Below are 13631 nucleotides of genomic sequence, written 5' to 3'. Positions count from 1 at the left end.
GTCGGCTTTGCCCGGCGGCGCTGCGCTTGCGCAGACAGGGCAAATGCCTGACCGGCTGGCGTCATGTATTAGTCAATAAACGATCAACTGCCGCTATAACGTCATGACGTGCGTTGCGTAAGTTACAAACAAAGTCTTTAGGATTTATTTTGTTATTGTTAAGGTTGGTTATCATTGGCGAATAAATCAGAAATGTTTCAAAATCGATATTTACGCCTGGAGCCAGATGGCTCTGCCATAACGGTAATTTATTATTTCTCGCGAGCGGCACAATGACGCGCGTGGCAAGATCATCATAACAATCATCCTGAATGAGCATATAATAGGGAAGCTTATCCCGGGTGGCCGCAGATGTATTTCGGAAAACATTAAATTGTCTCAGCATTAAAGCACCCTGAAAAACTCATCATCAGTAATGGTTCCATGTTTTTCGACAAACTCATTCATAGAGCGAATAAATGAACGATCCGCTTCTGATGGCTGACGCGGGTCAGCGGAGTCTGGTGCGGTGTTGCTCGACGGTTTTGCCGATTTTATGCGTTGGGTGGGGGTGTGCTCTGCTGGGTATGTCATCAGTATCTCCTTTGTTGGTGCGGTCATTATCAACCGCAGCCAACAAAAAACAATACCGTATCCCCTGGTAATCTACATTCTGCGAGGCGTATTCCAGTAATTTCAGAACCGCTCCTCCACATACCGGAACGGATATTTTGTGGGTTTGACTTTGCCGATTTTACGTTTCGGTAAATCCACCTTTTCGACGTGAATTTCTTTATAGGGAATTTGGGTGAGCAGGTGAGAAATAATATTCAGACGCACGCGTTTTTTATCTTCTGAACGCGCTACAAACCACGGCGCCCAGGCGGTATCTGTCGCTTCAAACATGGCGTCGCGCGCGAGGGTATACTCGTCCCACAGGTTAAAGGATTGAATATCCATCGGCGATAGCTTCCAGATTTTACGACCATCGTTAATACGGTCGCGCAGGCGGCGCTCCTGCTCTTTAGGCGTGACCTCCAGCCAGTACTTCAGCAGGATAATCCCGGCATCCACCATCGCTTTTTCCATCACCGGCGCACCATCTAGAAACTTTTCAACCTGCTCGGGGGTGCAGAATCCCATTACCCGCTCGACGCCCGCGCGGTTGTACCAGCTGCGGTCGAAAATGACGATCTCCCCGGCGGCAGGTAGATGGGGAACATAACGCTGAAAATAGAGCTGGGTTTTCTCTTTCTCGGTGGGTGCAGGGAGGGCAACAACGCGAAACACGCGAGGGCTGACGCGCTCGGTGATCGCTTTAATGGTGCCGCCTTTACCCGCTCCGTCGCGTCCTTCAAAAACAATACACACCTTTAGCCCTTTGGCGACGACCCACTGCTGGAGCTTAACCAGTTCAACGTGGAGGCGACGTAGCTCTTGTTCATACTCTTTGGTCTTTAACGGAGCATTCTTTACGACATCAACAGCGACACTGGTTTTCTTTTTGCTTCCCATGATGGTCATCCTCAGATTGTCCGGCGCGGAAAAAAGCGAGGCCGCACTATGAAGTGTAATCCACCTGAATTAATGGATTAACCTGCCAGCCAACGGATTTGAACTGGCTCACCATACAAGATTATTCAATAATGTCCGTCGCGTGTGATTAACCAGTGGTTGAAGTATGAAAAAGACAATTTTTTCGTTGGCGCTTGGCACATTTGGCCTGGGAATGGCCGAATTTGGCATTATGGGCGTGTTAACCGAGCTGGCACATGACACCGGTATTTCGATTCCCTCCGCCGGGAATATGATCTCGTTTTATGCGTTCGGCGTGGTGATTGGCGCCCCGATTGTGGCGCTGTTCTCAGGCAAGTTTTCGTTAAAGACCACGCTGCTGTTTCTGGTGGCGATGTCCGCTGTCGGCAATGCCCTGTTTACGTTTTCCACGTCCTATTTCTGGCTGGCGGTGGGGCGGCTGATTTCCGGCTTTCCGCACGGGGCTATTTTTGGCGTCGGGGCGATTATCCTGTCTAAAATTGCGCCTCCGGGTAAGGTGACGGTCGCGGTGGCTGGGATGATCGCCGGTATGACCGTGGCCAACCTGATGGGCGTTCCGCTGGGGACCTGGCTCGGGCACCAGTTTAGCTGGCGCTATACCTTTTTTCTGATTGCCGTGTTCGATGCGCTGGTGATCCTTTCGGTTCTGCTCTGGGTGCCGGACATCCGCGACACATCAGAAATCAAATTAACCGAGCAGTTCCACTTTCTGAAAAAACCAGAACCCTGGCTGATCTTTGCCGCCACCATGTTTGGCAACGCCGGGGTGTTCGCGTGGTTCAGCTTCGTTAAGCCGTTTATGGTCAACGTCTCCGGTTATTCAGAAGGGATGATGACGGCCATCATGATGCTGATGGGGCTTGGCATGGTGTTGGGCAATCTGTTGAGCGGTAAGCTCTCGGGGCGTTTTAGCCCGCTGCGCATTGCGGCCACCACCGACATGGTGATTGTCGCCTCGCTGCTGCTGCTTTTCGCCTTTGGTGAACTGAAAACGGCCTCGCTGATCATGGGCTTTATCTGCTGTGCCGGGCTGTTCGCGCTCTCTGCGCCGCTACAAATTCTGCTTCTGCAAAATGCGAAGGGCGGTGAGATGCTGGGGGCGGCAGGGGGACAGATGGCGTTTAATCTCGGCAGTGCGATTGGCGCGTACTTTGGCGGAATGATGATTGTCCTCGGCTTTAGCTGGCGTTACGTCACGCTGCCGGCGGCAATACTCTCTTTCTCAGCCATGAGTGCACTGCTGATCTACGGTCACCTGCGGGCCAGACGGGCTCAGGCTAACGCTCGCGCGCTAGCCTGACAGGCTTCAGGCAAGCCAGGGCTCACCCAGGGTCAGCATCAGGCGGTTGGCCCAGGCGAAGAACGCGGCGGATTGCACCAGATCGAGCTGCGCTAAGGTATCCAGCCCCTCTTTTTCCAGCGCGGCAAGGTGCAGCGGCGTGGCGGCAGGCGGCGTGACCGACAGCGCCGCCGCAAAATCGATTTCCGCCTGCCAGCGTGCGGATTGCCCCTCGCTCAGGGACTGCCCCGGCCTCACGGCCAGCAGGGCTTCTACCGCCGCGTCATCCTTTGACAGCTGGCTGGCTTTACGCGCATGGACAGATGCGCAGTAAATGCAGCCGTTGATTTTACTGGCTACCGTTGCGGCCAGCTCGCGCTCGGCGCGCGGCAATCCCCCCGATGTATAAAAAATGCCTTTATCCGTTAACGTGCGCTGTTCAAGCACCGGCAGGTTGCGCGCCAGCAGGCGGAAGTACTCGGAATCGGTATGGCCAAATTTCGCCAGGATGGCAACCTCATCGTCACTGAAATCCGCCAGCGGTTTGGCCGCTATCCACGGTTCCCATCCCAGCTCCTGCTGGGTGAACGCGACGGGGGCCGCCTTTCCGGTGACCGTTGTTGCGGTCGTGTGCCAGATGCCTGCCGCCACCGGCGCATCGCTTTTGGCGACGGGCCTGTCATTCAGCAGCCGCAGCCCGGTGATGAGTCGGCTCTGGAAGCTCACAAACGCAATAAGCTGCGCCAGGGTAACAATGCCTTCCTTGCTCCATCCCGCCTGGGTCAGCGCCTTTAACGCTGCGGGCGTGGCTTCGACGGGGGAGAACGTCAGCAGGCGCGCGAAGTTCAGCGCCGGGGTCAGGCGTTCTGAGGTGGGATCGGCCAGGCCAAACCCCGCATAGTGCGCGGCCAGCGCCTCCGCGCTGTGCCACCTGGCGACTTTTGCCGCCACGGCGAAGCGCTCGTCGAGTGCAAAATCAGCATTCTGCTGGCTAAAGAGAATTTCGTAGCTGCCCTGCGCGTGGCGCGTGGCGGCATCACGCGTGGCGCGCGCCTCTGCCAGAGGGGAACCGGGTTTAATTTCCGCCAGCTCGGCGAGAATGTCCTGACTTAACGACATAGGTGTCTCCTCAAAGAATGTGGGGGGCAATACGTTCGGCGATCAGTTCGATGGACCGCAGCGTGTCGCGATGCGAGGGTTCGACCGAATGGACCTGGAATGAGATATCCGTGGCGCGCCTGAGAATGGAGTCGGCATTCAGCGAATGCAGCACCGTATCGGGCGAACCAATATGGGCGTCAAACTGGCGGCGATAATCGGTGACGTTGTCACCTTTAACCACGTGCCCGGCAGCGCGATGCTGCTGGGCCTGTTTCGTGAGGCCCGGCGTTGCGACCCTGAGCGCATAGTCGTCGCTGTCGGCGACGAACGCCGTACGGGAGGCCAGAATGCGCGGTGCGATGCCCGCAGGCAGCGCCTCAAGGTAGGCATCCACAATCGGGTTCTGGATCTCGTCGAGCGTTAAATCCAGCCGATCTGCCGGGCGCGGCTGCGTGCGGGAGAGCATTAAACCGTGTCCGGCCCGGGCGGCGCGAACGGCTCCGTCAACAGAGAAGGTGGCAATCCAGATACGGTCGGCAAGCTGTGGCGCAGGCGGGTAAAGGTGGTTATCCGGATGGGTCAGCGAATCCCCGCGCCAGGCGCTTTGGATAACATGCAAATGGTCAGCAAACGCCGCGCCGCGCTCCTCGAACGTCAGGCCGAACGGCAGAAATGAGGTCGGTGTGCCGCCCGAACCAAAACCGACCTCAAGACGACCATCGGCGAGTAAATCGAGCACGGCGGCATCTTCGGCGACGCGCAGCGGGTTTTCCATCGGCAGGGTGATGATGGCCGTGCCCAGCCGGATGGTTTCGGTATGCGCGGCTACGTGCGCCAGAAACAGCAGCGGCGACGGCAGGCCGCCTTCACTTTCGTGGAAGTGGTGCTGGGCAATCCAGGCGCTGTCAAAACCGTGGCGTTCGGCGTGGCGGATCTGTTCAGTTGCCAGACGATAGCGCTCCTTCGGCGCAGCGTCGTCGAGCAGGCGGGTGAAAAATCCCAGGCGTTTTCGCGTCATGCGAACTCCTCCGTAGCGGGTGAAAAATGGGGAATGGCGTCAATCAGCTCGCGGGTATAGTCGTTCTGCGGCGACGCGAATAAGGTTCCGACGTCGCCCTGTTCGACCACCTGACCGCCGCGAAGCACCGTGACGCTGTGGGCGATCCGGCGGACGGTTGACAGATCGTGCGTGATAAAGAGGTAGGTCAATCCCAGCTGCTGCTGCAGCTGCTGAAGCAGAGCCAGGATCTGCGCCTGCACGGTGACGTCCAGCGCGGAGGTGGCTTCGTCCAGCACCAGAATGGTCGGCTCCAGGATCAGCGCCCGGGCAATGGCAACGCGCTGGCGCTGTCCGCCCGAAAGCTCCCGGGCGGTGCGGGTCAGGAGTTCGACGGGCAGGGCAACCCGCTGCGCCACCGTCTCCACCCGGAGCTTTCGCTGCGCCTTACTGAGTCGAGAAAAGTTCTTCAGGGGCTCCTCGATGATCTCGAACAGCGTCTGTCGCGGGTCGAGAGAGGCAAACGGGTTCTGGTAGACGAACTGGATCTTCTGGCGCAGCTGACGACGGGCCTCGCGGCTGAGCGCGGTGGCATCAATATCATCAATGATGACCTGTCCGCTGTCGGCCTGTTCAAACCCCAGCAAAATACGGGCGAGGGTGGTTTTCCCGGAGCCGGATTCACCGACCAGCGCATGCGTGCTGCCGCGCCTGACGTCAAACGTTACCCGATCCAGCGCCTGAAGCTGATGACCTTTGCCCAGGGAGAATTGCTTGCTGATGGCGCGGGCGCGAATGGCCGGGGACGCGAGCGGCCGACCGGCCACCGGGGCGATGGTCAGGCGCTGTCCCTGGAGATCGCTCAACAGCTGGCGGGTATAGGCGTGCTGCGGCGTGCGGACGATATCGCCGGTGTTCCCCTGTTCCTGAACCTCGCCATCGCGAAACACCAGCAGCCTGTCCGCGCGCTGTGCGGCCAGCGCCAGATCGTGGGTGACAAACAGAACGGCGGTACCCGACTCCCGGCGCAGGATATCCAGCAGATCGAGAATACGTTTTTGCACCGTCACATCCAGCGCGCTGGTGGGCTCATCGGCAACGATCACGTCCGGGCGCAGCGCTATCGCGATGGCAATCAGCACGCGCTGTTTCATCCCGCCGGAGAGCTGATGGGGATACTGCGTCATGCGCTGTTCGGGGTGGCTCAGGCCGACCTTTGTCAGCAGGGCGAGCACCTGCTCGTCGCGCTCGGCGCGGGTCACCTTCTGGTGGAGCTGAACGATCTCTCCGACCTGCGCCCCGATGGTCTTCACCGGGTTGAGCGAATTACCCGGATCCTGCGGTACCAGGCTAATTCGCGCGCCGCGAAGGGTATCGAGGCGCTTCGCGGACCATCGGCTAATCTCCTCGCCGTTGAGCGATATTTTTCCCGCATCGCGCCGGGCGTTATCGGCCAGCAGGCCAATGATCGCCTGCGCCGTGGTCGTCTTGCCGGATCCGGATTCGCCGACGAACGCCAGCATTTCCCCTCGTCCGAGCGTGAAGCTGACGTTATGCACCACCTCTCGCCACTGGCGAGCGGAACGGTAGCTAATCGTCAAATTTTCCACTGAGAGAACGGTCATTAGCGACCTCCGCTGAACTGTTGGCTGATACGGTTGGTGGCCAGCACCACGGCGATGACGACCACGCCGGGGAAGGTGGTGAGCCACCAGGCGGTAGAGAGATAGTTACGACCTTCGGCAATCAGTAAGCCCCATTCCGGCACCGGCGGCGGGGTGCCGTAGCCGAGAAAGCTCAGCGTGGAGAGCGCCAGGATGGCCTGACCAAACTGCAGCGTGGCAAAGGCGAGGACGGCGGTTAACGCGTTGGGCAGGATGTGTCGCCACAGCACGGCGAAAAACGTCCCGCCGCTGCCAAACGCCGCTTCGACATAATCCGTATGGCGGATACGCACGACTTCACCGCGCGCGAGGCGGGCGAAGCTGGCAATGGAGGCAACGCCGACGGCAATCGCGGCGTTAACGGTGCCAAATCCGAGCAGAATAATCACCGTCAGCGAGAGCAGCAGAGACGGGATGGAGAGCAACACGTCGACGAAGCGCATCAGCAGAGACTCGACGCGTCCGGCGAACGCTCCGGCAATCACCCCTAAGCCGGTACCGACCACCAGACCCATCGTCACGGCGGCCAGCGCCGCGCTCAGGGAGTGTGACGCGCCATAAACGATACGCGTGTAAACATCGCGGCCAAGCTGATCGGTCCCGAGCCACTGACCGGCCTGCGGTGCCAGGCGCTGTGCCCCGGCGATGCCCTCAATCGGGCTGTAGTGGGTTAACAGGCCGGGCGCTACGGCGGCAAAAGCGGCGAGAATAATCACCCCCCATGCCAGCCACAGTCCCGGCTGCCATTCCACTCCCTGCCAGGCAGGAACGCGTTTTCGCGCGGCGGCCGCGTAATCGACCAGACTCATGATGCACCTCCGGTAACGGTTTGCAGACGGGGATCCAGCAGCGGCATCAGCAGATCCACCAGCAGATTGATCAGGACAAAACCGAGGGCGGAAATCATCACTACCGCCTGAAGCACGGCGATATCCTGATTATTCACCGCCTGCTGGGTCAGCTGCCCGAGCCCGCTGCGGCCAAAAACGGTTTCGGTGATCAGCGCCCCGGCAATCAGCTCGCCCAGCAGCAGCCCGGCAATGTTCAGGACCGGCAGCAGGGCGTTGCCGGTCACGTGACGCCACAGGACGGCGGTTTCACTCAGCCCTTTGGCACGGGCGACGGCGACAAACGGCTGCGTCGCCACCTGGTCCAGACTGCGCATCAGAATTTGCGCCAGCGGGGCGGAGATCGGGATCGCGACGGTCACGATCGGCAGGATCAGCCCCTGCAGCGGCGTCGGGTTAATCACCGGGATCAGCCGCAGTTGAAAAGAAAAGAGCTGGATGAGGGCAATCCCCAGCCAGAACGTCGGTAAGGAGATAAACAGGACCGGCAGAGACTGAAGGGTATTGCTCAGCCAGCGCAGACCCGGCAGACGCGATGCAAAGGCCAGCGCAAAGGCCAGCAGGACCGCGAGTACAAACGCGGGCAGGGCGAGGCTCAGGGTATCCGGCAGATTGCTGGCAATCAGCTCGCTGACCGGCACGCCTGCCTGTAGCGAATAGCCGAAATCCCCGCGCAGCATTGCCAGCAGCGTGTGGCCGTATTGCTGCCACAGCGGGCTGTCCGCGCCGTAGGCCACGCGCATCTCCTCGATTTGCGCCGGGCTTAAGCCCAGGTCCGGGTTCTGAAATTTAATCAGCACCGCGTCGCCCGGCAGCACCTGGAGCAACACGAACGAGAGGGTAAAGGCGGCCCACAGTACCAGCAGCCCGTGCCCAAAGCGTTGAAGAAGTGCGTGGCGCATCGTCAGCTCCTCAGTGTTTCTCAATCCACGCGCCGTAGAACGACGGGCGGCCTACCGCTTCAAAATTGACGCCTTTCAGCCACGGCGCACCGGCAAAGACCTGCGGCTCTTCGAAAATCGGAATGACGTAGGCGTTATCCAGCAGGTAGCGCTGGGCGTCCCCCGCCAACTGCAGGCGTTTTTGCGGGTCGACCTCAGCCGAAATGTTCACCAGCAGCGCATTCAGCCTGTCGTCACGGAAGTTTTTGACCTTGTCGCTGGATCCGCCTTTTTGCAGCAGCGCGTCGCGGTTAGCCGGGTAGAACATGCTTTTCACCACGTCCGGATCGGCGCGGCCCACTTCGGAGACGGTTAACGGGGTTTTCAGCGGGTCAAGGTTATCCAGCGTGCGGCTGCCTGCGTCTCCGGCTTTGACGCTCAGCGCCACGCCCACCTGGCGCCACTGCTGGGCAACCAGCTGCAGCACCTCTTTGTTTTGCGGCTGCGGCAGGGATTCATACACCGTCAGCGCCAGACGTTGGCCGTCTTTGGCGCGGATCCCGTCGCCGCCTGCTTTCCAGCCCGCCTCGTCCAGCAGCTGGTTGGCTTTTGCCGGGTCAAAGGTCAATTTGTCGCTGAGATCGACAAAGCCTGCGGCGGAACCGGCAATCACGGATTTCGCCTGCGGATAGTTGGCCGAGAAGAGGGTCTCGACCACCTGTTTTGCATTGGTGGCATGCAGCAGCGCCTGGCGAACGCGAATATCGGAGACCAGCGGGTTATCCGGGCGGAAGCTGATGCTGTCGTTCACCCCGCGCGTCGGGGCGGCGTAGATCTTATAGCCCTGATCGGTCGCCTGCTTTTCGTCATACGCCTGCACCTGGCGAATAAAGTCGGCCTGACCGGCCAGCAGGGCGCCCACGCGCACGCTGTCTTCCTGGGTCACGATAAACTTGATGCCATCGAGATTGGCTGGCCCCTGTTGCGCCAGGTTTTTCGGTCCCCACTGGTAGTCTTTGCGGGCTTCGAGCGTCACTTCACGACCCAGCTTCTCGTCCTTCACCACAAACGGGCCGGAACCAATGATGTGGCGGGCATCTCCCAGCTCTTCGAAGTTGCGCTTCAGCGTGCTGAGCGAGACCAGACCCGAGCCAATGGTGGCGGTGCCCTGCAGGAACCCCGGCGACGGTTTTTTGAAGTAGAACTTCACGGTCAGCGGGTCGATGACTTCGCTGCGATCGTAGTTATTGATCACTTCTGACACCGGCAGGCGCTGCGCCTTATTGCCTAAACCGTAGGTATCAAAGTTTTTCGCCACGGCGTTGGCGTCCAGCGGCGTGCCGTCGGAGAAGGTGATGCCGGGACGAAGCTTAAAGGTGTATTCGGTTTTATCGGCGTTGGTGGTCCAGCTTTCGGCCACCCAGGGTTCCACCTGCAGCGTTTTTGGGTTCTGCCACGTCAGTTTGTCGGTGATTTGATTCAGAATGCCGCCGTTCGGGTAAAAGCCACCGGCAGGCGGATAGAGGTTGGTGTGCGCCTGTTGCTCCAGATAAATCAGCGTGCCGCCTTTGACGGGCGCATCTGCGGCCCAGGCTGCGGTTGTCGCCAGAATCAGCGCCGTCAGCAGCGGCAGACGAAATGGGGTTTGCATGGTGAATTCCTTTGTTATCTTCTTGTTAGCGTCGGATTCATCATCGGGCGCGGGGGAAAACAAGGGAACAAAGGAATTAAGATAAGGATTGCCGGAAAATGGCTATAAAAAAACCGCCCCAGCGAGGAGCGGTAATGAAAGATGAACGATTATGAACGTAGGTCGATCACCATACGGCCGCGGATCTGGCCCTGTTCCATCTCTTTAAAGATGGCGTTGATGTCCTCGATTGGACGCATCGTGACTTTCGGCACCACCTTACCTTCAGCGGCGAACTGGAAGGCTTCCTGCAGATCCTGACGGGTGCCGACCAGCGAACCCACCACCTGGATGCCGTCCAGCACCAGACGCGGAATGTCGAGGCTCATCGCTTCCGGCGGCAGGCCAACCGCGACCACGCGGCCACCGGCACGCACGGCGTCAACGGCTGAGTTGAATGCGGCTTTTGCGACGGCAGTAACGACTGCGGCATGCGCGCCGCCGGTTTTCTCCTGCACAATTTTCGCGGCGTCTTCGCTGCGGGAGTTGATGGTTAAATCCGCACCCATGCTGGCCGCCAGCTTCAGCTGTTCGTCGTTAACGTCGAGAGCGATGACTTTGGCGTTAAAGACGTTTTTGGCGTACTGCAGCGCAAGGTTGCCCAGACCGCCCAGACCATAAATTGCAATCCACTGGCCCGGTTTGATACCCGAGACCTTCACCGCTTTGTAGGTAGTGACGCCAGCGCAGGTGATGCTGCTGGCCGCAGCGGATTCCAGACCGTCCGGCACTTTTACCGCGTAATCCGCGGTGACGATGCACTCTTCCGCCATGCCGCCGTCAACGGAGTAACCGGCATTTTTCACGTCGCGGCACAGGGTTTCGTTGCCGGTATTACAGTATTCGCAGTGGCCACAGCCTTCAAAAAACCAGGCCACGCTTGCGCGGTCGCCGACTTTCAGCGACTTCACGCCGGGGCCGACTTCTTTTACGATACCAATCCCTTCGTGGCCCAGGATAACCCCGGTTTTATCGCCGAAATCACCGTTCTTCACGTGGAGATCGGTATGGCATACGCCACAGCATTCCATCTTCAGCAGGGCTTCCCCGTGCTTTAGCGGGCGTAAGGTTTTTTCGGTGATATTGACCTGATGATCCTGAGTGACAACAGCAGCCTTCATGTGTATCTCCTTGTTCATGATGAGTATCTGCATAGCAGGTGTAATACTCCTCAAGGATTAGTGGTTTGGCGCTGTAATGCAAGGCAACGGCAACATAATGTCATTATTTAATCCATTTTCAGAATAAGAATACGGCGTTCCTCTAATAATTTAGGGGGAAAATACTGGCCCGACGAGAGACTCGCCGGGCGCAGACTTACAGCTGTGCCTCTATCTCCTCAATCTCTTTACGCCATTGCGCCTGCAGCTGCGGCTTTTGATGCTTCGGCTTACGCGCCAGATCGTCTTCCAGCAGCGCTTCCAGCGCGACCAGCCGTTCGAGCAGATCGTCATACGGCGAGGGTTGAACCGTCGCAGCGTCGATGGCGGGCGCGGTGGATGTCGCCAGCCCCGCGCTTTCACGCAGGCGCTCAAACACCGCTTCTGCATCGTGCCACTCGCTCAGCTTTCCCTCTTCAATCAGCCAGAAACGGTTGCAGCTTTGGCTAATTAGCTGACGATCATGGCTGACCAGCAGGACGCCGCCTTCAAACTGCTGAAGGGTTTGCGCCAGCGCCTCTTTGCCTTCCATGTCGAGGTGGTTGGTCGGCTCATCCAGCATCAGCAGGCTGTAGCGGGCAAGCGTCAGGCCAACGAACAGCAGGCGCGAGCGCTCGCCGCCGCTGAGCGTGCTGACCGTTTGCCCGTGACGCGACCACGGGAAACCCGCGCTTATCAGCGCCATTTTGCGGTTCTGCGGATCCGGTGCGAAAGGCTCCAGCGCGTCGAGCAGCGTGGCGTTGTCCGCAAGCTGGTGAAGCGTCTGGTCGTAATAGCCTGGCGACACGCGCGGATGGATTTTCAACCCGCTGTTTGCGGACTCATCGGCAAACTGTTGCCAGATAAGCCTCATCAGCGACGATTTGCCGCAGCCGTTACGACCGACAATCGCCACGCGATCGCCGCTTTTTAGCCGCGCCATTTCGATGCTGAATAACGCCGGCAGGCCAGGTGCAGGAGGAACGTCGTGATTCTCCATTTCCAGCAAACGGTCGGCCCGCAGCGCGTCGCCGCGCAGGGTTAACGTCCACGGGCTGCCTGCCGTGAGCGCCGTCTGGCTCTCCTTCAGCCGTTCGACCTGTTTTTCCATCTGTTTGGCTTTGCGGGCAAGATCTTCGTTGTCGTAAACCTTGCCCCAGGTCGCCAGCCGCTTCGCGCTGGCGGTCACGCGGTCGATCTCCTTTTGCTCCGCCTTGTGGCGCTGCGCGTCGCTTTCATCCTTTGCTTCAAGCGCCTTGCGGGCTGCCGTGCAGGGAAGGGCGAAGTAGTGCAGCGTTTTATCGCGCAGGATCCAGCTGCCGTTAGTGACGGCATCCAGCAGCTGTCGGTCGTGCGAGACCAGCACGAAGCTGCCTGACCAGTTCTGTAGGAAGTGTTCCAGCCAGAGCATGGTCGGCAAATCAAGGTGGTTGCTGGGTTCATCGAGCAGGAGCAGATCCGGCTCGTGAATCAGGGCCCGCGCCAGCAGCAGGCGCGTGTGCTGCCCGCCGCTCAGCGTGGCGGATTGCAGCGCCATATCCTGCGGCGTGAAGCCCATGCCTGCCAGCAGCGTTTCGGCTTTCCAGCGCAGGCTATCGCGCTCGGCTAAAGGCAGCTGTGCGAGTACGGCATCCAGCATGGTCAACGGGAAAATGGCGTCCGGGAGATGTTGCTCCACGCGCGCCATCAGGCAGTGCCCGGCCAGCGCGACCGTTCCGGCGGCGGGGGAGTCAGTGCCGTCCAGCACCTTCAGCAGCGTGCTTTTGCCGCAGCCGTTGTCGCCCAGCAGGCCAATGCGGTCGCCTTTTTTCAGCGTAAAGGAGAGTGAGTCGAAGAGCGTGCCAAACGCCGTATCAACGCGTAAAGATTGTGCAGTGAGTAAAGTGCTCATTGTTGCTTACCCAAGAGTTACAGGCATGTTTATGCCTCGTCAAACATCGCTGACGATAACTCAGTAAGCCCGAGAGAAGGGATTTCAGGGGTTGGTGTCTTCGCTCAAGCAGAAGTTATCGCAGCACGATACCGATAACGCTTGAGCTGGTGCGATCACCAAATGTATGTGAAACATTGAAAATTTCACAGTACAGCATAATTGGCCTCCTTATATATTCAGTAGGTTAATGGATGAAGGGAGTGTAGCGGGGGAAAAGGAGTTTGGCTAGTGGGGGGCGAATCTAATTCCCTCTCCCTTTGGGAGAGGGTTAGGGTGAGGGGAACATACGGCTGTAGTGGTCATTCCGTTCACTTTATGTTCCTTGCTACTCTGTAACGACATGACCTGTGAACGTGCCAGGGTGGCTCAGTCGCCACCACCCTGGCGACCCGGGCTCCCGGCGGTAAATCGCCGCTTCGCGGTGCCCTCGGCTTATTCCTTCCGGCTTATCGGGGATGGGCGGAGGTAACATCCCTGTAAAGCCCGCCCTCTCGGCGCATCCCTGCGCCTCGCCCCGGCCTGCAGGAAACGCCTCGGCGATTTACAGCCGGACCAGGGCGTGG

Annotated in this window: 12 protein-coding genes; 1 reads left to right on the top strand and 11 read right to left on the bottom strand. The window is 59.1% G+C overall.

Translation table 11 applies throughout. The annotated features are described in order from the left end of the window. Positions 1-61 precede the first annotated feature (61 nt). From LBF07_RS00490 to ppk2, 3 genes are all read right to left on the bottom strand, one after another. Entirely contained in the window at positions 62-385 is a 324-nt protein-coding gene (locus LBF07_RS00490; protein WP_048976764.1) for a CcdB family protein, read from the bottom strand. Continuing rightward, entirely contained in the window at positions 385-573 is a 189-nt protein-coding gene (locus tag LBF07_RS00485) for a hypothetical protein (RefSeq protein WP_073000601.1), read from the bottom strand. The genes LBF07_RS00490 and LBF07_RS00485 overlap by 1 nt, the downstream gene beginning before the upstream one ends. A gap of 102 nt (positions 574-675) precedes the next feature. Next, complete coding sequence (ppk2, locus tag LBF07_RS00480) at positions 676-1494, bottom strand: polyphosphate kinase 2 (protein WP_094935003.1); 819 nt, start codon at positions 1492-1494, stop codon at positions 676-678. Positions 1495-1660: 166 nt separating this feature from the next. Here ppk2 and araJ point away from each other — a divergent pair, with 166 nt between their 5' ends. Beyond that, on the top strand, positions 1661-2836 hold the full coding sequence (gene araJ, locus LBF07_RS00475; protein WP_033145636.1) for an MFS transporter AraJ: 1176 nt from the start codon (positions 1661-1663) through the stop codon (positions 2834-2836). A 6-nt stretch (positions 2837-2842) separates the two neighbouring features. On the opposite strand, the gene LBF07_RS00470 is transcribed toward araJ, so the two are convergent. The 8 genes from LBF07_RS00470 to LBF07_RS00435 form a co-directional block, all read right to left on the bottom strand. Beyond that, complete coding sequence (locus tag LBF07_RS00470) at positions 2843-3934, bottom strand: alkylhydroperoxidase domain protein (protein ID WP_094935004.1); 1092 nt, start codon at positions 3932-3934, stop codon at positions 2843-2845. 10 nt (positions 3935-3944) lie between these two features. Then, positions 3945-4934, bottom strand: a complete 990-nt coding sequence (locus LBF07_RS00465; protein ID WP_126327653.1) for a putative FMN-dependent luciferase-like monooxygenase — start codon at positions 4932-4934, stop codon at positions 3945-3947. Next, positions 4931-6538 carry an ABC transporter ATP-binding protein gene (locus LBF07_RS00460; RefSeq protein ID WP_094935005.1) on the bottom strand — a complete coding sequence of 536 codons (1608 nt, stop codon included), beginning with the start codon at positions 6536-6538 and terminating at the stop codon, positions 4931-4933. Before LBF07_RS00460 ends, LBF07_RS00465 begins: the two co-directional genes overlap by 4 nt. Then, positions 6538-7386 (bottom strand): ABC transporter permease, encoded by an 849-nt coding sequence (locus tag LBF07_RS00455; protein ID WP_094935006.1) that lies wholly within the window; start codon positions 7384-7386, stop codon positions 6538-6540. The genes LBF07_RS00460 and LBF07_RS00455 overlap by 1 nt, the downstream gene beginning before the upstream one ends. Further along, positions 7383-8327 carry an ABC transporter permease gene (locus LBF07_RS00450; RefSeq protein ID WP_024909556.1) on the bottom strand — a complete coding sequence of 315 codons (945 nt, stop codon included), beginning with the start codon at positions 8325-8327 and terminating at the stop codon, positions 7383-7385. Before LBF07_RS00450 ends, LBF07_RS00455 begins: the two co-directional genes overlap by 4 nt. 10 nt (positions 8328-8337) lie before the next feature. Then, complete coding sequence (locus LBF07_RS00445; protein WP_094935007.1) at positions 8338-9957, bottom strand: TIGR04028 family ABC transporter substrate-binding protein; 1620 nt, start codon at positions 9955-9957, stop codon at positions 8338-8340. A gap of 149 nt (positions 9958-10106) precedes the next feature. Next, entirely contained in the window at positions 10107-11117 is a 1011-nt protein-coding gene (gene adhP, locus LBF07_RS00440; protein WP_033145630.1) for an alcohol dehydrogenase AdhP, read from the bottom strand. A 196-nt stretch (positions 11118-11313) separates the two neighbouring features. Beyond that, positions 11314-13026 (bottom strand): ABC-F family ATP-binding cassette domain-containing protein, encoded by a 1713-nt coding sequence (locus LBF07_RS00435; protein ID WP_094935008.1) that lies wholly within the window; start codon positions 13024-13026, stop codon positions 11314-11316. Positions 13027-13631 lie beyond the last annotated feature (605 nt).

Source organism: Enterobacter cloacae complex sp. ECL352, from assembly GCF_020149545.1.
Classification (GTDB): domain Bacteria; phylum Pseudomonadota; class Gammaproteobacteria; order Enterobacterales; family Enterobacteriaceae; genus Enterobacter; species Enterobacter asburiae_B.
This window is presented reverse-complemented; position numbering and strand designations above follow the sequence as displayed.

What these genes read in the sequence shown, in the direction of transcription:
- LBF07_RS00455 (WP_094935006.1), bottom strand. Translation starts at nt 7,386, where the DNA reads ATGAGTCTGGTCGATTACGCGGCCGCCGCGCGAAAACGCGTTCCTGCC.
- ppk2 (WP_094935003.1), bottom strand. Translation starts at nt 1,494, where the DNA reads ATGGGAAGCAAAAAGAAAACCAGTGTCGCTGTTGATGTCGTAAAGAAT.
- adhP (WP_033145630.1), bottom strand. Translation starts at nt 11,117, where the DNA reads ATGAAGGCTGCTGTTGTCACTCAGGATCATCAGGTCAATATCACCGAA.
- LBF07_RS00485 (WP_073000601.1), bottom strand. Translation starts at nt 573, where the DNA reads ATGACATACCCAGCAGAGCACACCCCCACCCAACGCATAAAATCGGCA.
- LBF07_RS00490 (WP_048976764.1), bottom strand. Translation starts at nt 385, where the DNA reads ATGCTGAGACAATTTAATGTTTTCCGAAATACATCTGCGGCCACCCGG.
- LBF07_RS00445 (WP_094935007.1), bottom strand. Translation starts at nt 9,957, where the DNA reads ATGCAAACCCCATTTCGTCTGCCGCTGCTGACGGCGCTGATTCTGGCG.
- LBF07_RS00450 (WP_024909556.1), bottom strand. Translation starts at nt 8,327, where the DNA reads ATGCGCCACGCACTTCTTCAACGCTTTGGGCACGGGCTGCTGGTACTG.
- araJ (WP_033145636.1), top strand. Translation starts at nt 1,661, where the DNA reads ATGAAAAAGACAATTTTTTCGTTGGCGCTTGGCACATTTGGCCTGGGA.
- LBF07_RS00470 (WP_094935004.1), bottom strand. Translation starts at nt 3,934, where the DNA reads ATGTCGTTAAGTCAGGACATTCTCGCCGAGCTGGCGGAAATTAAACCC.
- LBF07_RS00435 (WP_094935008.1), bottom strand. Translation starts at nt 13,026, where the DNA reads ATGAGCACTTTACTCACTGCACAATCTTTACGCGTTGATACGGCGTTT.
- LBF07_RS00465 (WP_126327653.1), bottom strand. Translation starts at nt 4,934, where the DNA reads ATGACGCGAAAACGCCTGGGATTTTTCACCCGCCTGCTCGACGACGCT.
- LBF07_RS00460 (WP_094935005.1), bottom strand. Translation starts at nt 6,538, where the DNA reads ATGACCGTTCTCTCAGTGGAAAATTTGACGATTAGCTACCGTTCCGCT.